At 75.7% G+C, this 22,126-nt stretch carries 15 protein-coding genes; 4 read left to right on the plus strand and 11 right to left on the minus strand.

Annotation, left to right across the window (positions count from 1 at the left end):
* Positions 1 to 185 precede the first annotated feature (185 nt).
* Positions 186 to 1,064 carry a diacylglycerol kinase family protein gene (locus IE316_RS05205; protein ID WP_190202926.1) on the plus strand — a complete coding sequence of 293 codons (879 nt, stop codon included), beginning with the start codon at positions 186 to 188 and terminating at the stop codon, positions 1,062 to 1,064.
* A 42-nt stretch (positions 1,065 to 1,106) separates the two neighbouring features.
* On the opposite strand, the gene IE316_RS05210 is transcribed toward IE316_RS05205, so the two are convergent.
* Positions 1,107 to 1,595: a GbsR/MarR family transcriptional regulator gene (locus IE316_RS05210; protein ID WP_190202927.1), complete on the minus strand. Its 489-nt coding sequence runs from the start codon at positions 1,593 to 1,595 to the stop codon at positions 1,107 to 1,109.
* Positions 1,596 to 1,668: 73 nt separating this feature from the next.
* On the opposite strand from IE316_RS05210, the gene IE316_RS05215 reads away from it, so the two are divergent.
* Genes IE316_RS05215 through IE316_RS05225 form a run of 3 tightly spaced genes read left to right on the plus strand, consistent with a single transcriptional unit; the run spans position 1,669 to position 4,470 of the window.
* The gene (locus IE316_RS05215) at positions 1,669 to 2,556 is read left to right on the plus strand and encodes an ABC transporter ATP-binding protein (RefSeq protein WP_190202928.1); all 888 of its coding nucleotides are present in this window, start codon (positions 1,669 to 1,671) and stop codon (positions 2,554 to 2,556) included.
* Positions 2,553 to 4,157, plus strand: coding sequence for an ABC transporter permease (locus tag IE316_RS05220; RefSeq protein ID WP_190202929.1), 1,605 nt, complete (start codon positions 2,553 to 2,555; stop codon positions 4,155 to 4,157). Before IE316_RS05215 ends, IE316_RS05220 begins: the two co-directional genes overlap by 4 nt.
* Positions 4,158 to 4,194: 37 nt before the next feature.
* A complete protein-coding gene (locus IE316_RS05225; protein ID WP_190202930.1) occupies positions 4,195 to 4,470 on the plus strand; it encodes a hypothetical protein in 276 nt (91 codons plus the stop codon).
* Here IE316_RS05225 and IE316_RS05230 read toward each other — a convergent pair.
* The 10 genes from IE316_RS05230 to IE316_RS05275 all read right to left on the minus strand — a co-directional run bounded on the left by IE316_RS05230 (position 4,453) and on the right by IE316_RS05275 (position 22,116).
* The gene (locus IE316_RS05230) at positions 4,453 to 5,655 is read right to left on the minus strand and encodes a cytochrome P450 (protein WP_190202931.1); all 1,203 of its coding nucleotides are present in this window, start codon (positions 5,653 to 5,655) and stop codon (positions 4,453 to 4,455) included. The genes IE316_RS05225 and IE316_RS05230 overlap by 18 nt on opposite strands.
* A 54-nt stretch (positions 5,656 to 5,709) precedes the next feature.
* Entirely contained in the window at positions 5,710 to 7,023 is a 1,314-nt protein-coding gene (locus IE316_RS05235) for a wax ester/triacylglycerol synthase domain-containing protein (protein ID WP_190202932.1), read from the minus strand.
* Between the two features lie 100 nt (positions 7,024 to 7,123).
* Positions 7,124 to 14,542 carry a type I polyketide synthase gene (locus IE316_RS05240; protein WP_190202933.1) on the minus strand — a complete coding sequence of 2,473 codons (7,419 nt, stop codon included), beginning with the start codon at positions 14,540 to 14,542 and terminating at the stop codon, positions 7,124 to 7,126.
* A 104-nt stretch (positions 14,543 to 14,646) separates the two neighbouring features.
* On the minus strand, positions 14,647 to 15,771 hold the full coding sequence (locus IE316_RS05245) for an SDR family oxidoreductase (protein ID WP_190202934.1): 1,125 nt from the start codon (positions 15,769 to 15,771) through the stop codon (positions 14,647 to 14,649).
* Between the two features lie 85 nt (positions 15,772 to 15,856).
* The gene (locus tag IE316_RS05250; protein WP_190202935.1) at positions 15,857 to 16,522 is read right to left on the minus strand and encodes a response regulator; all 666 of its coding nucleotides are present in this window, start codon (positions 16,520 to 16,522) and stop codon (positions 15,857 to 15,859) included.
* Positions 16,519 to 17,850: a sensor histidine kinase gene (locus IE316_RS05255; RefSeq protein WP_190202936.1), complete on the minus strand. Its 1,332-nt coding sequence runs from the start codon at positions 17,848 to 17,850 to the stop codon at positions 16,519 to 16,521. Before IE316_RS05255 ends, IE316_RS05250 begins: the two co-directional genes overlap by 4 nt.
* Before the next feature lie 157 nt (positions 17,851 to 18,007).
* Positions 18,008 to 18,682, minus strand: a complete 675-nt coding sequence (locus tag IE316_RS05260; RefSeq protein ID WP_190202937.1) for a response regulator — start codon at positions 18,680 to 18,682, stop codon at positions 18,008 to 18,010.
* Positions 18,679 to 19,989 carry a sensor histidine kinase gene (locus IE316_RS05265; protein ID WP_190202938.1) on the minus strand — a complete coding sequence of 437 codons (1,311 nt, stop codon included), beginning with the start codon at positions 19,987 to 19,989 and terminating at the stop codon, positions 18,679 to 18,681. The genes IE316_RS05260 and IE316_RS05265 overlap by 4 nt, the downstream gene beginning before the upstream one ends.
* Positions 19,989 to 21,182, minus strand: coding sequence for an acyltransferase family protein (locus IE316_RS05270; RefSeq protein ID WP_190202939.1), 1,194 nt, complete (start codon positions 21,180 to 21,182; stop codon positions 19,989 to 19,991). Before IE316_RS05270 ends, IE316_RS05265 begins: the two co-directional genes overlap by 1 nt.
* Positions 21,175 to 22,116 carry an alpha/beta hydrolase gene (locus IE316_RS05275; protein ID WP_190202940.1) on the minus strand — a complete coding sequence of 314 codons (942 nt, stop codon included), beginning with the start codon at positions 22,114 to 22,116 and terminating at the stop codon, positions 21,175 to 21,177. Before IE316_RS05275 ends, IE316_RS05270 begins: the two co-directional genes overlap by 8 nt.
* Between the last annotated feature and the right edge of the window lie 10 nt (positions 22,117 to 22,126).

A 22,126-nucleotide genomic window follows, 5' to 3' on the forward strand; every position in this document is an offset into this window, starting at 1 on the left:
CGCGTACACCCCTTCCGGGCGGGGCATGTCCAAGGTCGAGGGCGCGCGCGGGAACCGATGTGCCGCGCGCACCGCGACCGTCGTTGGCCGCCAACCGTCGGACCGGGTGCCCCGGAATAGACGAAGCCCCTGGCGCAACAGCGCAAGGGGCTCTTGCACAAAGATGCTACCCGAGGAAGCGAGGCATGGCCGAGGTGGCGACTTCCGCGAGGCCCGATCAGTTGCTGCTGGTCATCGACCCGGTCGCCCGGCGGGCCGACGGCGAGTCCGTCCGGATCGCGAAGGACGTGCTCAGCGCGGGTGCCGCGCACACGAAGGTGTGCCTGCCGGACGGGCCGGAGGAGTTCGCTCGGGCGCTGCGCCGGCGGGGGTCGCGGCGGCCGGTGGTGGTCGGCGACGACCGGGCGCTGCTGCGGGCGGTGACGCTGCTGCACCGGCACCGGGAGCTGGCCGGGTGCGCGCTGTCGCTGGTGCCGGTCGGTCCGGTGCTGGGCCTGGCCCGGTCGCTGGGGGTGCCGACGGGGGCGGTGGCGGCGGCGCGGGCGGTGCTGGAGGGGGCGGAGCGGCGGCTGGACCTGCTCGTCGACGACAGCGACGGGGTGGTGCTGGGGGCGGTGGGCATCCCGCCGGTGCCGCGCCGGGGCCTCGGCGCGGCGGCGGAGGGGGCCGCGGACGGGGCGGCGGACGGGGCGCGGCCCTGGCTGCGGACCTACCACTCCCTGGTACGGACGCTGGCGCATCCGCGTCCGGTCCGTCCCGGGGCGCAGGTGGGCGCCGGGCCGGCCCGGCTGCGGGTGGAGGTCGACGGGGTGACGCTGGTCGACCTGGACCAGCCGGTGGAGGCGGTGTCCGTGGTGCCGGGCACGGCCGGGGTGGCCGAGGTGGAGGTCCGGCCGCTGTCGGTCGGCGCGGAAGCCTCCCCCCTGACGGCGGCGGGCCGCACGGTCACGGTCTCCGGCGCCCACTTCCGCTACCGCGCCGACGCGGTCGAGTCGGGCCCGGTGGGGAGACGGACCTGGACGGTACGGGAGGGGGCGTGGGGGCTGACGCTGCCGACGCGCTGAGCTCGCGGGTCCGGTCCGGGCGGCGCCCCCGTCACCCGGTGGTCAGGGGAACAGCTCGTCCCGGTGCTCCCGCCACCGCTCCATCATCGCGGCGATCTCCCCGTCGATGAACTCGAAGAAGGCCAGCGTCTCGGCCATGCGGCGGCCGGCCGGGGTCTCGGGGCCGAGGCTGCGGATGCCCTCGCCGAGGGCGGCGGCCCAGCGCTTGAGGATCGACTCGCGGTTGGTGAGGGTCTCGTACCACTGGTCGCTGTGCACCCGGTACCGCTCCCGCCGGGAGCCCGGCTCGCGCTCCCGGGACACCATGTGCTGCTGGGCGAGGTAGCGCACGGCCCCGGAGACGGCGGCCGGGCTGACCTTGAGCTGGTCGCCGAGTTCGGCCGCGGTCAGGGTGCCCGCGTCGGAGGCGAGCAGCGCGGCGAACACCCGGGCCGGCATCCGCTGCATCCCGGCCTCCACGAGCTGGGCGGCGAAGCCCTCGACGAACCTCGACACCGCCGCCGGATCGCGCCCTGGTCCTGATTCCGTCATGCCCCGATCATCCCGCACATCGTGACGGTTTCTTAACTTCACAAGATTCTGAAAAAAGCGTACGCTCCAAACCATGACGAAGGCAATCAGCGTCTCCGGCCTGCATAAGTCGTTCGGCCGCACGCACGCGCTCGACGGCCTGGACCTGGAGGTGGAGGCCGGCGAGGTGCACGGGTTCCTCGGGCCCAACGGGGCCGGCAAGTCCACCGCCATCCGCGTCCTGCTCGGCCTGCTGCGCGCCGACTCGGGCGCGGCCCAGGTCCTCGGCCACGACCCGTGGACGCACGCGGTGGAGGTGCACCGCCGGATCGCGTACGTCCCCGGGGACGTGACGCTGTGGCGCAACCTCTCCGGCGGCGAGGTCATCGACCTGTACGGCAGGCTGCGCGGCGGCCTCGACACCCGGCGGCGCGCGGAGCTGATCGAGCGGTTCGAGCTGGACCCGACCAAGAAGGGCCGCACGTACTCCAAGGGCAACCGGCAGAAGGTCGCGCTGGTCGCCGCGTTCGCCGCGGACGTCGACCTGCTGATCCTGGACGAGCCGACCAGCGGCCTGGACCCGCTGATGGAGGAGGTCTTCCAGCGCTGTGTCGCCGAGGAGCGCGACCGGGGCCGCACCGTCCTGCTCTCCTCCCACATCCTCAGCGAGGTCGAGGAGCTGTGCGACCGGGTCAGCATCATCCGCAACGGGCGGACGGTGGAGAGCGGTTCGCTCGCCGAGCTGCGCCATCTGACCCGGACCAGCGTCACCGCCGAGCTGGCCGGTCCGCCCGACGGGCTGGCGGGGCTGCCCGGCGTGCACGACCTCGACGTACGGGGCAACCGGGTGCGGCTCCAGGTGGACACCGGGCACCTGGACGCGGTCCTGCGGTCGCTGGGCGCCTCCGGCGTCCGCTCGCTGACCTCGACCCCGCCCACCCTGGAGGAACTCTTCCTGCGCCACTACCAGGAGACCCGATGACCGCCACGGCCCTCGCGGTACGGCCCGGCGGGTTCCGCCCGCTGGCCGGCACCGGCACGCTGCTGCGCTTCGCCCTGCGCCGGGACCGGGTGCTGATCCCGGTCTGGGTCGCGGTCAACACCCTGCTGGTGCTCTCCATGCCCGGCACCCTGGAGAGCCTGTACGGCACGGCGGCCGAACGCGCCGACCTGATCCGGCAGATGGAGACCAACTCCTCGCTGCGGGCCATGGTCGGCCCGCTCTTCGGCGACTCCCTGGGCGCGCTCACCGCCTGGCGGGTCGGGGTGTACGCCGCCGTGCTGGCCGCGGTGATGAGCCTGCTGATCGTGGTCCGGCACACCCGGGACGAGGAGGAGAGCGGCCGGCAGGAACTCGTCCAGTCCGGCATGGTCGGCCGCCGCGCCCCGCTCACCGCGGCCCTGCTGACCGCCGCCGCCGCCGACGCCGTGCTCGCGGTGCTGCTCGCCGCCGGGCTGGCCGCGCGGGGCGCCACCGGCGCGGTCGCCTTCGGGGCGGGGGTCGCGGGCACCGGCCTGGTCTTCGCCACCATGGCCGCGATCGCCGCCCAGCTCACCGAGAGCGCGCGGCTGGCCCGGGGCCTGACCGCCGGGGCGCTGGGCGCCGCCTTCGTGCTGCGGGCGGCGGGCGACTCGGCCACCACGGACGGCTCCTCGCCGCTGACCTGGGTCTCTCCGCTGGGCTGGCAGGAGAACCTGCGGCCCTTCGCCGGGGAGCGCTGGTGGGTGCTGCTCCTGATCGCCGGGGCGGCGCTGGCGCAGGGCGCGGTGGCGTACGGGCTGACCGGCCGCCGGGACGTCGGCATGAGCTTCCTGCCGACCCGGCCGGGACCGGCGCACGGCCGCCTGGGCACGGCGGGCGCGCTGGCCCGGCGGTTGCAGCGCGGCTCGGTCCTCGGGTGGAGCGCCGGGTTCTTCGTCGCCGGGCTGGTGTACGGGGCGATGACCGAGGGCGCGGCCGATCTGGTCGGTGACAACGAGGGGGCGCGGGAGATCATCGCCCGGCTGGGCGGACAGGCCGGGGTGACCGACGCGTTCGTGGCCGCGATGATCGGGACCCTCGGCCTGATCGCCGCGCTGTACGTCACCGGTTCGGTGCTGCGGCTGAACGGCGAGGAGACCTCCGGGCGGGCCGAGCCCGTGCTCGCCGGGGCGGTGGGGAGACTGCGCTGGGCCGCCGGGCACCTGGTGGTCGCGTTCGGCGGGTCGGTGCTGATCCTGCTGCTCGGCGGGTGCGGGTACGCCCTCGGGTACGGCCGGGACCCCGGGCCGATCCTCGGCGCGTGCCTGGCGCAGGTGCCGGCGGTGTGGGTGATCGGCGGGGCGGCGGTGCTGCTGCACGGGCTGCTGCCCCGGGCGGCGGTCGCGGCCTGGGGCGTGGCCGGGGCGGTGCTGCTGCTGGGCTGGATCGGACCGGCCCTGGACGTGCCAGAGGCCGTGCTGGACCTCTCCCCGTACGGGCACCTGCCGAAGCTGCCGGGCGCGGCGATGGACTGGCCACCGGTCCTGCTGCTGACGGCCCTGGCCGCGCTGCTGACGGCGGTCGGCCTGGCGGGACTGCGCCGCCGGGACCTGACGACGTGACGGAACCGGCGGCGGGACCGGGGCGTCCTTCCCGCTCGTGGGGAGAGCGAACCGGGACGCGGTGACCTGCGCCGGCTGCCTGCTGTCGGCGGCCGGCGCGGTGTCGGCCCTCTGGCTGTGGGGATCGTCCGGCCGCACCTGGCGGCATCTGGGCCACGGCTTCGAGGGCGAGGGCACGGACTACGGCGCCGTGCTGCTGGAGTTCCCCCTCGTCCTCACCGGCGGCGCGCTGCTGCCCGCCCTGGTCTGGGGGGCGGCGGTCCGGTTGCTGGGCCGCCGGGGGAACCGGCGCGCCTCAGACCCGGACCGCTAGCCCGGCCAGCCCCCGGATCACGAAGTTCGGCTTGCGCTCCGGGTCGCCGGCCGGGGTCAGGGACGGGGCCCGTTCCAGCAGGGCCCGCAGCGACGCGGCGAGTTCGACGCGGGCCAGCGGGGCGCCGATGCAGTAGTGGAGGCCGGCGCTGAAGGAGATGTGCGGGTTGTCCCGGCGGGCCAGGTCGAGGCGGTCCGGGTGGGCGAAGACCGCCGGGTCGTGGTTGGCGGAGCCGAACAGCAGCGCCACCTCCGCGCCCCTGGGCAGCACCGTCCCGTCGATCTCCACCTCCTCCAGCACCCAGCGCTCGAAGAGCTGGAGCGGGGTGTCGTACCGCATCAGCTCCTCCACCGCCGTGGGGATCAGGGAGTGGTCGGCGCGGAGGGCGGCGAGCTGCCCGGGGTTACGGAACAGCGCCCACCAGCCGTTGACCGTGGCGTTCACCGTGGCCTCGTGACCGGCGTTGAGCAGCAGCACGCAGGTGGAGATCATCTCCTGCTCGGTGAGCCGGTCGCCCTCGTCGTGCGCGGCGATCAGCGCGGAGACCAGGTCGTCGCCGGGTTCCTCGCGCCGCTCGGCGATCAGGCCGCGCAGATACTCGGTGAACTCCACCGACGCGCGCACCGCCCGTGCCGCCGTCTCCTCGGACGGGTTCAGCTCGTACATGCCGCAGATGTCGGCCGACCAGGGGCGCAGCGGGGCCCGGTCGGACTCGGGGATGCCGAGCATCTCGGCGATCACCGCGACCGGCAGCGGCTCGGCAACGTCGGTCAGCAGGTCGCCGCCGCCCGCCGCCACCAGCCGGTCCACCAGCTCGCCGGCGAGGGCGTCGACGTACGGCTTGAGCCGCTCCACCGTGCGCGGGGTGAACGCCTTCGACACCAGCCGGCGGATGCGGGTGTGGTCCGGCGGCTCCAGGTCGAGCATCCCGTGGTCGTTGAGCGTGTGGAACGGCTCGTGTTCCGGCGGGGGCGGAGTCCGCCCGAACTCCTCGTGGGTGAACCGGTGCATGTAGGTCCGCCCGAGCCGCCGGTCCCGCAGCAGCGCCGACACATCGGCGTGGTGCGGCACGAGCCACTGCCCGCTGGGCTCGAACCAGTGCACCCGCCCCGTCGCGCGCAGCTCGGCGTAGGCGGGGTACGGGTCGGCGACGAACGCGGGGTCCCAGGGGTCGAAGGCTGCCATGACCGGACGCTAGCCCGGCCGGGGCACGGCTGACCAGGGGGTACGGCGGGAGACTCACTCCTCGTGGGCGGTACGGGCGGGGGTGCCGCCGGTGGTCGCGGCGGCCGGGGTGCCGGCCCCGGACGTGGCGTAGGCCCGCTCCAGTTCCGTCAGGGCCTCGTGCCACAACCGCGGCAGGCTGCTCGGGTCGGGCTCACCGCGGTCACTGGTGAAGCAGACGGTGGCCTGTCCCTCGTACGTGGTCAGGGCCACGCTCAGCGGGTGGCCGAACAGCAGGGGCGGCAGGCTGACGATCCGGCGTACGGGGTGTCCGTTCACCGCGAACCCCGCCCCGAGCTGGACGTTGCTGGTCAGCAAGGCGGTCCGGCTCCGGTCGAGCAGCCACCGGGTGGCGAGACCGGACACCCGGGGCAGGGCGCGCAGGGCCGCCCGCTGCTGCGGGATCCCCGCGTCGCGCATGTCCGTGCTCGCGCGCATCAGGTCCAGCCGCCGCCGCGGATCGGGTTGCGCGCAGTGCAGTTCGGCCCGCAGGGCCACCAGATGATTGCCCAGCGTGGCCAGCTCGTGGCCCGCGGGACGGCTCTCGGCGGGGACGACGCAGTGCAGCGGCCGGGGGCGGCGGCCGGTCCAGTCCTGGGGTGTCCAGGCGCGCAGGGCGCCGGCGGTGACGGCCAGGTAGATCTGGTTGAGGGTCGCGTCGGCCGCGCGGGAGAGCGCTTCGAGGCGGTCGGTGCCGCAGGTCGCGATGTGCAGGGTACGGGTGGGGTCCGCCGCCTGCCGGGCGGGGGTCCAGCGGGCGGTCGGCCGCAGCAGGGACGGCAGGGTCCGGGCCGCCCAGCGGGCCGCCGAGGCCGGGCGGAGCGGTGGTTCGGATTCGGGCGGGACGCTCAGCGGGAGTTCCATCCCGGGGAACATCACGGCGCTGAGCCCGGCCATGCCCCCGGCGGCGTCCTGCAGGGCGTGGTGCACCCGGCAGGCGATGGCGTAGCGGTCGGCGGCCCAGCCGGTGACGAGCCACACCCCCCAGTTGTCGGCGCCTTGCGGGAAGGGGGCGTCGAGCACCGCCCGGCCGATGCGTTCGAGTGCCGCGGGGCCTTCCGGGACGCGGAGTTCGTGGACGTGCGCACGGGGGTCCTGGTCGCCGGCGTGCTCCCAGACCCGCCGGTTGTCGGCGCACACCCGGTAGTGCCAGGCGGGCACCCGGGGCACCGTGTCGGCGACCAGGTCGCGCAGTTCCCCGACGCTCGGCGGTGTTCCCTCCAGGACACCCAGGACGCCCAGGTAACCACCGTGGTGCCGGAGGGCGCGGGCCGCGCGGTGCAGATGCCGGTCGACGGGTGAGGGTCGGGGCGCGGGGAGGTTGCTCATCGGGTAGGGCCACTCCGTTCTCGTCTGGTGTCCGGGCCGCTCCCGGCCGCGTACGGCGGGGTGGACGTACCGGGGCCGCCCCGGCGGTCCGCGGGCGGGGTCAGGGCGTGGTGGTGCCCGTGGCGGTCTGCTGGAGGATGCGGTGGATCCGGTCGGTCAGGTCGGTGAGGCACCGGACGGTCACCAGCTCCATCATCGGCAGCTCACAGCCGAGGGTGCGCTGCACGGAGATGGCGAGTTCGGCCAGCATCAGGGAGTCCACGCCGAGGGCGCTGATGTCCTTGGTGACGTCGATGCGGTCGGGCGAGATCTGCAGGACGTCGGCGGCCAGGCCGATCAGGGTGCCGGTGAGGACGGCGCGTGCCTCGTCGTCGCTCGCCGCACCGGCGTAGCGCACGGCGAACTCCTCGGCGGCGTCCAGGGTGCGGCCCCCCGTCCCGCTACCGGTCAGCGGGACGAAGCGGGCGGCCGAGTGCAGGGTGGCCACGGTACGGGCCATGCGTGGCCAGTCGAACCGCCCCACCGCCGTCACCGTGGTCCGTCCGCCCGACAGCCGGTCCAGGAAGTCCAGGGCTTCCGCGGGCGGCAGGGCACCCGCCCCGAGGCGGTCGAAGGTCTCCGTCATCCCCGCCCGGAAGAGGTAACCGGTCTCGTCGATGCCGCCCCAGGCCACGGCCAGGCCGGCCGCCCCCCGGTCCCGGCGGGCGCGGACCAGCGCCTCCTGGAAGAGGTTGCCGGCCACGTAGGGCGCCTGGGTGGGATTGCCGATGAGGGCGGAGATGGAGGAGTAGGCCACGAAGTGGTCCACCCCGTGCTCACGGGTCAGCTCGTCGAGCACCAGGGCCCCCTGCATCTTGGGGGCCAGGACCGCGTGGAACCGGTCGGCGTCCAGTTCGGCCAGCGGCGCGTCGTCCAGGTGCATCGCCGCGTGCACCACACCGCCGACGGGACGGCCCTGCGCACGCGCCTGGGCGAAGACCTCGCCCAGGGCCGCCGGGTCGGTCACGTCGGCGGCGTGCAGGTGGGCGGTGGCGCCCAGCGCGGCCAGCTCCCGCACCAGCTCGGCCGCCCCGGGGGCGAGCGGGCCCCGCCGGCTCACCAGGGCGAGGTGCCGGACGCCCCGGGCCGCCAGGTGCCGGGCGGTGGCCGCGCCGAAGCCGCTCGTGCCGCCGGTGACGAGGTAGGTGGCGTCGGCCGCCGGGGCCGGCGGGGGGACGGGCCGTTCCAGGGCGGGCGGTTCGGCCAGTGAGATGACGACCTTGCCCAGGTGGCGGGAGTGCTGCAGGGTGCGGAACGCCTCGTGGACCTCCCCGGCCGGGTACGGCTCGTGGGGCAGCGGCCGGTAGACGCCCTCGGCGACCCGCTGGCCGACCTCGCGGAAGGCGGCGGCCAGCTCGGCGGGCGCGTGCACCGTCAACTGGTTGACGTCCAGGGCGTGGAAGGACAGGTTGTTGCGCAACGGGCGCAGCAGCAGCGGCTGGTTGGCGTAGATGTCGCGTTTGCCGAGTTCCACAAACCGGCCGCCCGGCGCCAGCGCCTCCAGGCTGCGCGTGATCGCCTCGCCGGACAGCGAGTTGAGGACCACGTCGACGCCGCGCCCGCCGGTGACGTCCCGTACCTGCTCGGCGAAGTGGAGCGTGCGGGAGTCGCAGACGTGGTCGACGCCGAGGGCGCGCAGCAGATCGCGCTTGACGGGGGTGCCGGCGGTGGCGATCACCCGGGCGCCGAGCCGGTGGGCGTACTGGAGGGCGGCCAGGCCCACGCCGCCGGCACCGCCGTGCACCAGCAGGGTCTCGCCGGGCCGCAGACGGGCCAGGCGGTCCAGGGCGTAGTGCACGGTGAGGAAGACGACCGGCAGGGTGGCCGCCTGCGCGTAGCTCATGCCGTCCGGGACGCGTCCCACCGATTCCGGCCGCACCCGCACGTGTGAGGCCAGGGAGCCCGGCGCGACGGCGTAGACGCGGTCGCCGGGGGCGTACCCGGTCACCTCGGACCCGACGGCGGTCACCTCGCCGGCGCACTCCAGACCGAGGGCGGGGCCCTCGGGCAGCGGTACCTCGGCGTCGGGCGGGAGCAGGCCAGTGGCCAGCATCACGTCGCGGTAGTTGAGCGCGGCGGCGTGCACGCGCAGGAGCAGCTCGCCGGGTCCGCAGGCGGGCCTGGGCCGCGCGGCCCAGGCGGTCCGGCTGCGCAGTCCCTGGCTGCGCAGTTCCAGGCCGTAGGACTCGTCGCCGTCCGCCGGGGAACCGGCCGCGGGGTGGCGGTCGGTCAGCCGGGCCACGAAACGCCCCCGCGGGGTCAGGACGACCTCGTCCTCGGCCGGGCCCTGGACGGCGGTGGCGGCGTGCCGGAACTCGCCCAGCAGCCGGTCGGCGTCCGCGGCGGTGTCCGGTCCGCTCTCCAGGGAGATGCGGCGCACGCTCAGGTTGGGGTGTTCGTTGGCCAGGGTGCGGGTGGTTCCCCAGACGGCCGCCGCGGCCGGGTCCTGGGGCCGCTCGGGGAAGGGCAGCGCGCCGGTGGGCCGGGTGACCAGCCAGAGTGCCGGGGCGGTTTCCCGGGCACCGGCGGACAGGGCGCGTGCCACGGCGCGGACCGTCTGCGCCCGCCGCACCGCCTGGCGGGTGAGGGCGGCGGCGTCGCGGGCACCGTGGTCGTCGAGGAACAGGACGCAGTGGGCCGGGACGGCGCCGGACAGCGGCGGCTCCCAGCTCTCGGGGTCGGCGGCCGCGGCGGTCGTCACGTGCTGGGCGCCCGCCCGGGCCAGGGCGTCGGCCAGCGCCGCGGGCAGCGGGTTCGCGGCGTCCTCCGACAGCAGGAGCCACTGGCCGGGCAGGTCGGCGCGGCCCGCCGCCGTGCCGTCCGCCCGTGCCGGGGAACCGCCGGCGACCGGCGGACGGGCCAGCAGCACCTGCCCGGCGGCGGCGGCCGGCCCGCACGGGGTGATGTCGGTGAAACCCGCGTCCCGCAGGGCGGAGCGCAGCGCCCCGGCGTCGTACGGCCGGGCGGCCCCCGGGGCGTCGAACAGTCCCTGGAACAGCACGGCGTGCGGCAGCGGGCCGCGGTCCAGGGCGAGCAGCAGCCCGCCCTCGGCGAGCATCCGGCCGATCCGGTGCGCGGCCGCGACCGCGTCCCCGTGCGGGGCACCGGAGGTGATCACGAGGTCGTACGCCCCGGCCGGATCATCCGGCCCGGACGCCTCGTCGTCGAGGTCGAGGACCCGGTAGTCGACGAAGTCGTACGCCTCCAGCCGGGCCCGCGCGCGCGGGAAACCGTCCGCGTCCGGGGCGGTGACGGTGTACTCGGTCAGCTCGGCCGGCAGCAGCGGCAGCAGTTCGGCGCTCAGGTCACCGGCTCCGGCGCCGATCTCCAGCACCCGCAGCGGGGCGCCCGCGGGCCGGTCGGCGAGGATCCGGCCGAGCAGCAGCCGGGCATTCCGGCGCAGAGCGGGGGACAGCGTGCTGGAGTGGAAGCGTTCCCACAGGTGCCGGTCGCCTTCGGCGGTGAACAGCTCCCGCGGGTCCTGCCCGCCGCCGAGCACCGCCGCCAGGCGCCGCCCGCACCGCTGGTGCACCGCCAGCAGGGCGGCCATGTCGGGGTAGTCGGCGAGCAGGGCACGCGCCCGCTGGTGCGCGGCACTCTCCGTACGGTGCTCCCAGCCACCGCCCCCGGCCTCGTCCACGGCCGCCAGCAAGCCGTGGTCGACCGCGATCCGGGCGAGCTGGACCACCTGCTGTCCGTACTGGTCCGGCAGGTGGGCGGCGTGCAGATCAGCCGGCCCGAACCGGGTGCGGCCGGGCAGCAGGCGGGTGAACGCGTGCGCGCTCCAGTGCGCCGTCGACTCCCGCAGGCGTCGGAGGAGGCCGGGCAGACGATCGTCGGTGAGTCCGGCGCGGGCCGTGGCGGTCGCCTCGGCCACCTGCCGGGGGGCCGGCAGTTCCGCGGGCCGGACGGTGCCGGGAAGGGTGGCGGAGCGCAGCACGACGGAGGTCTGCCCCGCCGCCGAGGCGGCCAGCGCGTCCGTCCGCCGCATGCGGCAGGCGCGCAGCTCGGCGGCGACCGCGCCCGCCCGGTCCGTGATCAGGATGTCGAACTCGGCGTCATGGCCGGTGATCCGTACCGACCGGACGTAGAGGTACCCCTGGGTGTCGAGGGGCCGCCACACCCGGACGGCGCCGAGCGCGGCGGGCAGGAAGGTCTGGTAGTGCCCGGCCCGCCCGAGGAGGGCCGCGGCGCTCTGCAGGGCGCCGTCCAGGATGACGGGGTGGGCGTGGAATCCGTCGGGTGACACGGGGAGGCGGTATCCGACCAGCGCCTCGTCCTCGTCCGCCCGCCCGCCGGTGACGACGCGGAAGGCGGGCCCGTAGTCCAGGCCGACGGCGGAGAGGTAGGAGTAGAACTCCTCCGGACTCGTCTCCTCCTCGGGCAGCCGGGCGCGCACGGCGTCGAGGTCCAGCGGTCCGGGAACGGGTGCGAGGAGCCGGCGAGCCCGGCCCCGGACGTGCAGTTGCCAGGGGGACCCGGCGTCGGGACGGCTGGCGATGCGGACGATGCCGTCCTCCGGTGACAGGGTCGTCTGCATCTGCAGGTCCCGCGTGTCGGTCCCGTGCATCAGCGTCAGGGCCTGGACCACGTGCAGGTCGGTGAGCTCCACGGGGGCGTCGAAGTGCCGGCGTCCGGCGGCGGCGGCCCCCTCGGCGAAGGCCATGACGGGCATGACCACGACCTTGCCCACCCGGTGATCGGCCAGCCACGGCAGCCGGCCGGTGTCGACCTCCTGGCACCACGCGGGCTGGGCGATCGGCAGGGGCTGGCCCAGCAGCGGGTGCGCGAGGGCCCGGTCCCCGACCAGGACTTCCCAGTCCTGCGGCGATCCGCGCCAGCACCGCTCGCGCTGCCACGGGTAGGCGGGCAGCGTGGTGACGCGTCCGGGTTCGGGGAAGTGGCCGGGGGTGGTCCGCACGCCCAGCGCGACCGCGGCCGCGGCCGCGGCGCGCACGGCGTCCGGACCGTCCTCGTGACGGCGGCAGACCGCGACGACGCCGGGCCGGGGAACGGACGTGCCGCGGTCCCGCCGGAGATAGGACGTGAGCACACTGTGCGGTCCGATCTCCAGGAAGACGGCGGGTCCCTGCTCCAGCAGGGCCCTGACCGCCTGGTCGAACAGGACCGGCTTCCGTACGTTGCGCCACCAGTACGAGGCGGTCAGCCGGTGGCCGGGGAGCGGCGCGCCGGTGACGGTGGAGACGAAGGGGATGCGGTGCTCCCGGGTGGGCAGTGCGGCGAGGGCGTCCAGGAGTCCGTCCTTGATCGGGTCCATGGCGCGGCTGTGGAAGGCGTAGTCCAGGTCGAGTTCCCTGAAGAAGACCCCGCGCGCCGTCAGCTCCCCGCCGAGCTGGGCCAGCGCCCGCCGGTCCCCGGCGACCGTGCAGTCCCGCGGGCTGTTCACCCCGGCGATCTCCAGTCGGGGACCGTAGGCGACCAGTTCCTTGGCCAGGTCGTCGGCACCGAGGCCGACCGCCGCCATCCTGCCGGTGCCGGCCGTGGCCGCCTGGGCACGGCTGCGCTCGACCACCACCCGGCAGGCGGCCGGCAGGTCCAGGGCCCCCGCGGCATGGGCGGCGGCGACCTCGCCGATGCTGTGGCCGACGGCGGCCTCGGCGTGGATGCCGAGGCCGGCCAGGACTCTGACGAGGCCGGTCTGGACCGCGAACAGCAGGGGCTGGGCGACCTCGGTGCGGTCCAGGCGGGACTGCCGCGCGGAGCGCCGCAGTTCCTCGCTCACCGACCAGCCGAGCTGGGGGGAGAGCAGCTCGTCGGCCTCGTCGACCGCCTCGCGGAAAGCGGGTTCGGCGTCCAGCAGCGCCACTCCCATGCCCGGCCACTGCGCGCCGTTGCCGGAGAAGACGAAGACGGGCCGGCACCGCGCCGGGCCGTCGCCGCCGGACACCGCGGGCAGCGCCGCGTCCGGGTCGAGGGCCGCCCGGTGCAGGGCCCGCGCGGCCTCCGCGGGCGTGGCGGCGAGCACGGCCGTCGCGTACTCGTGCCGGTCGCGGCGTTCGGTGGACGTGTAGGCGATGTCGTAGAAGTCCTCGGGTGCCGCGGACTCCACGTGCTGGGCCATGCGCTCGGCGGCCTCCGCGACCGCCTCCGGGGTGCGGGCGGAGACGACGACCGGCACGGCGCCCGCCGCGGGCCGGACCGCGGGGCGGGCGGGCGCGTCGGGTGCGGGCGCCAGCACCAGGTGGGCGTTGGCCCCGCCGAAACCGAAGGAGTTCACCCCGGCGAGGGGCCGCTGGAGTCCGGCCAGGTCCTCGGGTTCGACCACCGGCCGCAGCCCGAGGGCCGCGAAGTCGATGTCCGTGCTCAGCGGCTCGGCGTTGACCGTCGCCGGGATCCTCCGGTGCCGCAGCACCAGCAGGGCCTTGAACAGGCCGGGCATGCCCGCCGCTGCTTCCAGGTGCCCGAGATTGCCCTTCACCGAGCCGACCGGCAGGGCCCCGCCGCGGCGCCGGGTGCCCAGTGCGCGGCCGACGGCCGAACACTCGATCGGGTCGCCGACCGGGGTGCCGGTGCCGTGCGCCTCCAGGTAACCGAGGTGGTCGGCGTCGATGCCCGCCTCGCCGTACACCTGGGTGATCAGGGAGTACTGCGCCGACTCGCTGGGCAGGACCAGGCCCGGGGTGCGCCCGTCGCTGTTGACGCCGCTCGCCAGGATGAGGCCGTGGATCCGGTCGGCGTCGGCCACGGCGTCGGTCAGCCGCTTCAGCAGGACCACGCCGGCGCCCTCGGACCGGACGAAACCGTCGGCGGCCGCGGAGAAGGGCCGGCAGCGCCCCGTCGGGGACAGCATCCCGGCCGCGGAGAAGCCGATGAACGACGTCGGGGACAGCAGTACCTGGACCCCACCGGCGAGTGCGGCCCGCGCACGCCCGTGGCGCAGGATCTCGCACGCCTGGTGCACCGCCGTCAGGGCCGACGAACAGGCGGTGTCCACGGCCGTGGACATGCCGTGCCAGTCGAAGGCGTAGGACAGGCGGTTGGCCAGATTGCAGCTCGCCAGGCCGGGCAGCGAGTGCGGATCGGCCCGGCCCCCGACGACGGTCTGCAGTTGTTCGTAGTCGCGCGAGCTGCCCCCGATCACCACGGCGGTGTCGGAGCCCGCCATGGCCCGCGGTGACGCTCCCGCGTCGTCCACGGCCTCGGCCGCCACCTCCAGCAGCAGCCGCTGCTGGGGGTCCATCACCGCGGCCTCCCGCGGGGAGATCCCGAAGTACGCCGTGTCGAAACCCGAGACGTCGTCGAGGAACCCGCCGGCCGCGGTGTACGCCCGGGACGGCCGGCGTCGTGAGGCGTCGGTGAACCGGTCGACGGGGAACCGGTCGCCCGGCACGCTCGTCACCAGGTCGAGCCGCAGTTCCAGGGCGCTCCACAGGTCGTGCAGGGACGCGATGCCGCCCGGCAGCCGGCAGGAGGCCCCGACGACGGCGATGGGCTCGGTGGTCCGGGCAGAAGCACGCATGCGGCATCCTCAGCGAGTACGGGGCAGGACGGAATCAACGTGTACGCCTGAATAACGGATAAAGCGGGCTCCGGTTTCGATACATCCCGTACCAGGGCGTTTCGTCACTTCGTGCGGGCGTGGTCCCCGTCCGTGCGGTGCTCTCGCCCGGCGGTGTCGTACCCCATCGCCGCCCGCAGGTAGGACATGTCGAGCGGCGCCGGGTCCGCCAGGTCCGGGGCCAGCGCGAGCAGCCCCGGCCGCTCGTAGGTGCGCCGCTGCGTGCCGTACCGGGCGAGGAAGTCCGGCAACTGCCCGGCGGCGAGCGTCTCGGCCGCGGTCGGATCGGCGATGTGCGGCACCTGTTCGAGACGCAGCCCGGGGTGCCCGCCCTCGATGGCGTCCAGCAGCAGGCGTACCGGGGTGTCGACCGGGTGGACCACGTGGAAGGTGTGCGCTCCCGGGCCGTCCGGAGCCCGTTCCGCGAGGCGCAGCATCGCCTGGACCGCGTACTCGACCTGCACCGCGTTGACCGTGCCGTCGGCCGGCAGGGGGAGCCGCACCCGCCCTGTCATACCGGTGAGGGGACCGGCCCCCGGCCCCGCCTTGCGCCCCATCTCGCCGAAGGGGTGCTGCGGCAGGCCCTCCGCCGGCCGGCCGCGGGTGACCAGCACACTGGGGCGCAGCACGGTCACCGGCCTGCCCCATCGGTCGGCCCAGCCCCGGACGAGCAGCTCGGCCTCGTACTTGGTCTGCTCGTAGGGCGTCTCGAAGCCGCGGGAGCCGTCCAGCTCGGTCTCCGGCACGCACCCGCCGCGGCGGCGTCCGGCGACGAAGGCGGTGCTGATGTGCGTGACGCGGCAGCCCGGACCGGCCCGCAGGGCGAGTTCCAGCACGCGTGCCGTCCCGCCCACGTTGGTCTCCCGCAGGGTGTCCAGCGACGCGGTGAGCGAGATGTCGGCTCCGCTGTGCCAGACGGCGGCCGTCCGCCGGGCGAGCAGGTCGTAGTCCGCCGGGGACAGGCCCAGCCGCGGCCGGGCCAGGTCCCCCGTGAGGCAGCGCAGACGGGCCAGTGCCGGTTCCGGCAGCGGGCCGCCCGCGATGTCCGTGAGGGCCCTGACGACGCGGGCGCGCAGGGCGGCGACCGGGCCGCGGCCGAGCGCCACGACATCGTCGGGGCCCCGCAGCAGCAGTTCGTACAGCAGGCGCGACCCGAGGAAACCGGTAGCTCCGGTCAGCAGAATCGTCATGCCGGTCACCATGGCAGGCCCCGCTCCCCGTTCCGTGCCGCGTGGCGGAACGCGCAGGTTGCCGACGGCGTGGCGGGGACGCCCCTCAGCCCGGGGTGACCAGCCGGGCCTCGTAGGCGAAGACCGCGGCCTGGGTGCGGTCGCGCAGGCCGAGTTTGACCAGGACCCGGCTGACATGGGTCTTGATCGTCGACTCGGCGACCACCAGTTTCGCGGCGATCTCCGCGTTGGACAGGCCCTGCGCGATCAGCACCAGCACCTCCGTCTCCCGCTCGGTCAGTTCGCCGTACGCGGCCTGCCCGGCCGGCATCGGGCGGGGGACCTCGGACAGCTTGGAGAACTCGGTGATCAGCCGCCTGGTGACGGACGGGGCGAGCAGCGCCTCGCCCGACGCCACCACCCGTACGCCGTCGGCCAGTTGACGGGCGGAGGCGTCCTTGAGCAGGAAGCCGGAGGCGCCCGCGCGCAGCGCCTGGTACACGTACTCGTCGAGGTCGAAGGTGGTCAGCACCAGCACCTTGGCGGCGGCGTCGGCGGCGACGATCTCGCGGGTCGCCTCGATGCCGTTCAGCTCGGGCATCCGGATGTCCATCAGCACGACGTCCGGGGCGAGTTCGCGGACCCGCTCGACCGCCTCGCGGCCGTTGACCGCCTCGCCGACCACCTCGATGTCGGGCATCGCGCCCAGCAGCACGGAGAAGCCCTCGCGCACCATCATCTGGTCGTCGGCGATCAGCACCCGGATGGTCACGCCTCCTCCTCGCGGACGGCGGCGACCGGCAGGAACACCGCCACCTCGTAGCCTCCCTCGTCGGTCGGGCCGGCGGTCATCTCGCCGTTCAGCATGGTCACCCGCTCCCGCATTCCGGTGATGCCGTGCCCGGCGCCGGGCGAGGGTTTGACCAGGGAGGCGGCCGGCATCGGGTCGTTGACGACCCGCAGGCCCAGGCCGCCGAGGACGTACGCCACCTCGACCCGGGCCGCGGCGCCGGGCGCGTGCCGCAGGGTGTTGCTCAGCGCCTCCTGCACGATCCGGTACGCCGACAGCTCCACGCCGGGCGGCAGCTCCCGTACCGCGCCGGTCACCGTCTTCGTCACGGTCAGGCCCGCGTCGCGGACGTTGGCGAGCAGCCCGTCCAGGTCGGCGAGGGTGGGCTGCGGGGCGTCGGGGGCCTCGTAGTCCTCGGCGCGGACCACGCCGAGGACGCGGCGGAGTTCGGTGAGGGCGGCCACCGCGTTCTCCCGGATGGTGGCGAAGGCCCGCTCCAGTTCCGGCGGCGGGTTCTCCACCCGGTACGGGGCGGCCTCGGCCTGGATGGCGACGACCGACATGTGGTGGGCCACCACATCGTGCAGCTCGCGGGCGATGGTGGTCCGCTCCTCCAGCAGGGTGCGGCGGGAGCGCTCGTGCGCGGTGACCGTCCGCTCGGCGGTGACCTCCTGCCGGGCCTCGCGGCGGGTGTGCCGGACGGCGACGGCGAGCAGGGCGAGGGCGGTGACGACCAGCAGCGGGCCGCTGTTGGAGTTGTAGTAGTTGGCGCCGAGGACGGTGTCGGCGCCGAGGCTGTAGACGGCGGTGAGCAGCCACATCCAGGCCGCCGTGCGGGGCCGGGTGCGCAGCGCCACCACCGTCACCACGATCAGGTGGCAGGCGAAGCTGCCGGGCGACCAGGGCCACTCGTCCCACTGCGCGGCGAACATGACGGTGATCGGTGCCGCCGCGAGCGATATCCAGAACGCGCCGACCGGCCGGACCAGGGTGAGCAGCACGGGGCCGACGGCGAGCAGGGCGTACAGCAGCTCCAGGCTCCCGCTGCCGCCGGTCGTGCCGCCGAAGGAGACGGCCATGGCGAGCAGTCCGGCCGCCACCACGGAGGCGTGCGGCAGCCACCGCGCCCGCTCGCGCAGCCTGGCCGGCAGCCGCCGGACGAGGGCGCCGCCGAGGTCGGCGGGGGGCAGCGGGCGGTAGGCGAAGGCGTCGTGCATCAGGTCCTGCCGCAGTCCGCGCAGCGCGTGCGCGGCGAACTGGACCTCCGGGGTGCCCGGCTGCGGGGGCGGGGTGTGGGTCGTCTCGGTCACGTACAGCACCGTAGGCGGGTACGGGGGCCGGCGTCGTCCGCAGTGAGAAGGGTCCTGCCGGGTCCGTCGCAAGTACTAGCCGCCCGCCCGGGGGCGGTACGCCGAGTCCGGTCGCCGCCCGGGGGCGGTACGCCGAGTCCGGTCGCCGCCCGCGGGTCTAGCGGCCCGACGGTCGGACCAGTCCCGACTCGTAGGCGAAGACCGCCGCCTGGGTGCGGTCGCGCAGGCCGAGTTTGACCAGGACGCGGCTCACATGGGTCTTCACCGTCTGCTCGGCGACGACGAGGTGGCGGGCGATCTCCGCGTTGGACAGGCCGCCCGCGATCAGCGCCAGGACCTCCGTCTCCCGTTCGGTCAGCGTCCCGACCCGTTCCTTCAGCGGGGCGCGGGGCCGGTCGTCGAGGCGGGCGAACTCGGTGATCAGCCGCCGGGTGATGGCCGGGGCGAGCAGCGCGTCCCCGGCGGCGACCACCCGGACCGCCTCGGCGAGCTGGGCGGCGGAGGCGTCCTTGAGCAGGAAGCCGGAGGCGCCCGCGCGCAGCGCCTCGTAGACGTACTCGTCGAGGTCGAAGGTGGTCAGCACCAGCACCCGGATGCCGGGGGTGGTGCCGGTGATGCGGCGGGTGGCCTCGATGCCGCCGAGTTCGGGCATCCGGATGTCCATCAGGACGACGTCCGGGGCGAGTTCGGCGACCTTGGCGACGGCGTCCAGGCCGTCGACGGCCTGGCCGATCACCTCGATGCCGGGCTCCGCGTTGAGCAGCACGGTGAAGCCCTGGCGGACCATCTGCTGGTCGTCGGCGATCAGTACGCGGATGGGTCCGCCGGTCATCGGGTGCCGTCCTCGGGTGCGGGGTGGGTGGAGTGGTCGCCGGGGCCGGCCGGCAGGAACGCGGTCACCGCGTAGCCGCCGTCGGGGGCCGGCCCGGCCGTCAGGGTGCCGCCGAGCATCGCCGCCCGCTCCCGCATCCCCAGCAGCCCGTGCCCGGCGCCCTGGGAGGGCGGCGGGGCGTGCAGCGGGGGCGTGTTGCGGATCTCGACGCGCAGGCCGTCGGGGAGGTGGGTGAGGCGGACCCGGGCCGTGGCGCCGGGGGCGTGCCGCAGGACGTTGCTGAGCGCCTCCTGCGTGATGCGGTACGCCGACAGCTCCACGCCGGGCGGCAGCGGCCGGCGCTCGCCGCGTTCCTCGGTGCCGACGGTGAGCCCGGCGGCCCGGGTGTTCTCCACCAGCGCGGCCAGCCGGTCCAGGGTGGGCTGCGGGGTGTGCGGGGCCGGGCCGGTGCCCTCGTCGGGGGTGCCGGGGTGCTCGGAGCGCAGGACGCCGAGGACGCGGCGGAGTTCGGTGAGGGCCTCCAGGGCGTTCTGCCGGATGCCCGCGAGGTTCTCCTTCAGCTCCTCGGGCGGGTCCGCCACCAGGTGGGGGGCGACCTGCGCCTGGATGGAGATCACCGACATGTGGTGGGCCACCACGTCGTGCAGCTCCCGGGCGATCCGGCTGCGCTCCTCCAGGAGGGTGCGGCGGGCCCGTTCCTCGGCGGTGAGGGTGGTCTGCCGGGCCAGTTGGGCGCGGGCCTCGCGGCGGCCGCGCAGGGCGGTGCCGACGACCACCACCACCGCCGACAGCAGGACGGCGGGCAGCCCGGTCGCCTGGTTGTTCCAGGCGCCCCACAGCCCCTGGAGGACATAGGTGACCAGCGCGGTGATGCCCAGGGCCTCGACCGCCGCCCGGGTGGGCACCCGCAGGGCGAGCAGCAGCAGGACGCAGACGTGGGCGACCAGGCCGGCCACGGTCCAGGGCCAGGGGAAGCCGTCGGCGTCCCCGGCCAGCAGCCGGCCCCGTACCGTGACCGCCCCCGCCACCGTGCCGGCGGTCGACAGCCACCAGGCCGGGACCGGCCGCCACAGGGCCAGGACCATCGCCCCGCTCTGCGCCAGCACGATGGCGAAGGCGAGGCCGAAGCCCAGCTTGCCGTCGAACTGTTCCAGTCCGACCGTCAGCATCCCGAACGCGGTCAGGCACACCAGCCCGTGCGGCAGCCAGCGCAGCCACACCGACGGCGGCAGCGGATCGGCCCGCAGCGTGCACAGGTCCTCGCGCAGCACCGCCGCCCAGTGCCGGCCCCGGCTCCCCCCGCCCATCACGCCTCCACCTTAGGCCGGGGGGTGCCGGTGCGGCCCGGCCGGTGCACGTGTACCACCCGGGAGCGGCGGGCCGGCCGCTCCCAGGGCCGGAACGCCGCCCAGCATCCGGCCAGGACCAGCGCGAACACCGGCAGCCAGGCGATCCGGGCGGCGATCCAGTCCAGGCCGTCGGGGCGGGTGTGCAGACCGGGCAGGCGGCCGGCGGGCAGGGTGGCGGCCGTGGCCGTCATCAGGGCCGTCTGGTGCCACAGGAAGACCGTCATCGCGGACAGGTTGACCAGCGCCACCGCCGCCCAGGCCACCGGCCGGCGCAGCGCGGCGCGCAGCCCCCGGCGCAGCAGCAGGGCGGCGCCGCACTGGGCGAGGCCGAAGGTGACGGCGGCCAGCGTCGGCGGGTTCAGGTTGGAGACCGGGGCGCCGGGGACGCCCACCATGGCCGCCGGGTAGCCCGCCCACGCCACCAGCGCCGCCGTGGCCGCCGTACCGCCCAGGAGCAGCAGCCACCCCGCGCGGCGGCGCTCCAGTTCGCCGCGGGTCCAGGCGGCGCCGAGGGTGTATGGGACCAGCCAGCCCGCGGCCAGGTTGAGCCAGCCGAGCCGGTCGGGGGCGCCGAGGCCGAAGCGGAGCAGGTCGACGTGGAGGACGACGGCCAGCGGCCACAGCGGGTGCAGCTTGGCCACCAGCGGGGTGGCGGCGGTGAGCGCGGCGAAGACCAGCAGGAACCACAGCGGGGACAGCGCCAGCTTCACCAGCGTCCGCACGGTGGTCAGGTCCGCGCCGGTCAGCAGGAGCAGCGCCGTCACCACCGCCCACAGCGCGAGCAGGGCCGCGACCGGCCGGAACAGCCGGGCCAGCCGGGCCGCCAGCCACCGCCCGTACGAGGTGCCCCGGGCGGTGGCCGCGGCGTGGCTGCGGGTGGCGGTGTGGCCGCCGACCAGGAAGAACACGGCGAGGGTCTGGAACGCCCAGGAGACCGGCGCCAGCCCGGAGGAGTACTGGAGCGGGCTGGCCGCGCGCAGTGCGGTGCCGTCGGCGACGAGGGCGGTCACCAGCCAGTGCCCGAGGACCACCCCGCAGATCGCCAGGGCGCGCAGGGCGTCGACGGCCCGGTCGCGGCCGGCCGGGGTGGCGGCGTCGATCCGGGCGGCGGCGCGGCGGACGGCCCCCGGGCGGGGGGTGCGGTCAGTCATGGGTCACCTCCGTGGTCTCGCCCAGGACGATCCGGGCCAGGTTGGACAAGGACGGGGAGCCGGGGGCGAAGTAGTCGCTGTGACCGCCGTCGCCGGCCGCGAAGACCCGGGCGCCGAAGGCTCGGGAGACGGGGTCGGTGCCGAAGCCGACGGTGGTGCCGAACAGACCGGCGCTGAGGTGCGGCACGTGCGCCACCCAGTCGCCGCCGCCCCGGGCCGCCCACACCCGGGCGCGGGTGCGCAGGCCGGCGGCGGTGCGGAAGCCGGTGCCGGGGCTGCCCAGCAGGGCGATGTCGCCGACGTCGAGGCAGGCGGCGGCCCGGGCGCAGACGACCGAGCCGTAGGAGTGGCAGAGCAGCGAGAGGTGCGCGCCGGGGCCGGTGACGCGGCGCAGCGCGCCGACCAGCTCCCGCAGGCGCGGGGCGGCTTCCCCGGCGCGGCCGGTGGTGGTGACCGCCGGGTCGACCGTGCCGGGCGTCTCGTAGCCGAGCCAGGCCACCACCGCCGTACGGGGATCATCGAGCCGCCGGTGCAGGGCGAGGGCGGCGGCGCGGAACCGGCCGTAGGTGTCCAGGCCGGTGTCGGAGCCGGGGACCAGGACGGCGACCCGGTCGGCGCGGGCGAGGTCGCCGAAGACCTCGGTGACCCGACCGGTGCCCCGGCCGTCGAAGGCGAGCAGGTGCCGGGCGGGGTCGGCCAGCGCGCGGTCGGCCGCCGCCCGGTGCCGGTCGCCGTGGGCGCCGGCGACCCGGGCGGCCTCGGCGGCGCCCGCCCGGTGGACGGCGTACGTCCGGTCCAGCGTGGCCCGGGTCACCGGGGCGGTGGATCTCGGGGCCGGGGCGGGTACCCCGGGCCGGGCGGCGGCGGAGAGAGGCAGCACGACCGCCCCGGTCAGCAGGGCGGCCAGCGTGCCGCGCCACCATCGTCCCGTCATGTCCGCTCCC

The organism is Streptomyces fumanus (assembly GCF_014655295.1).
GTDB classification, from domain to species: Bacteria; Actinomycetota; Actinomycetes; order Streptomycetales; family Streptomycetaceae; genus Streptomyces; species Streptomyces fumanus.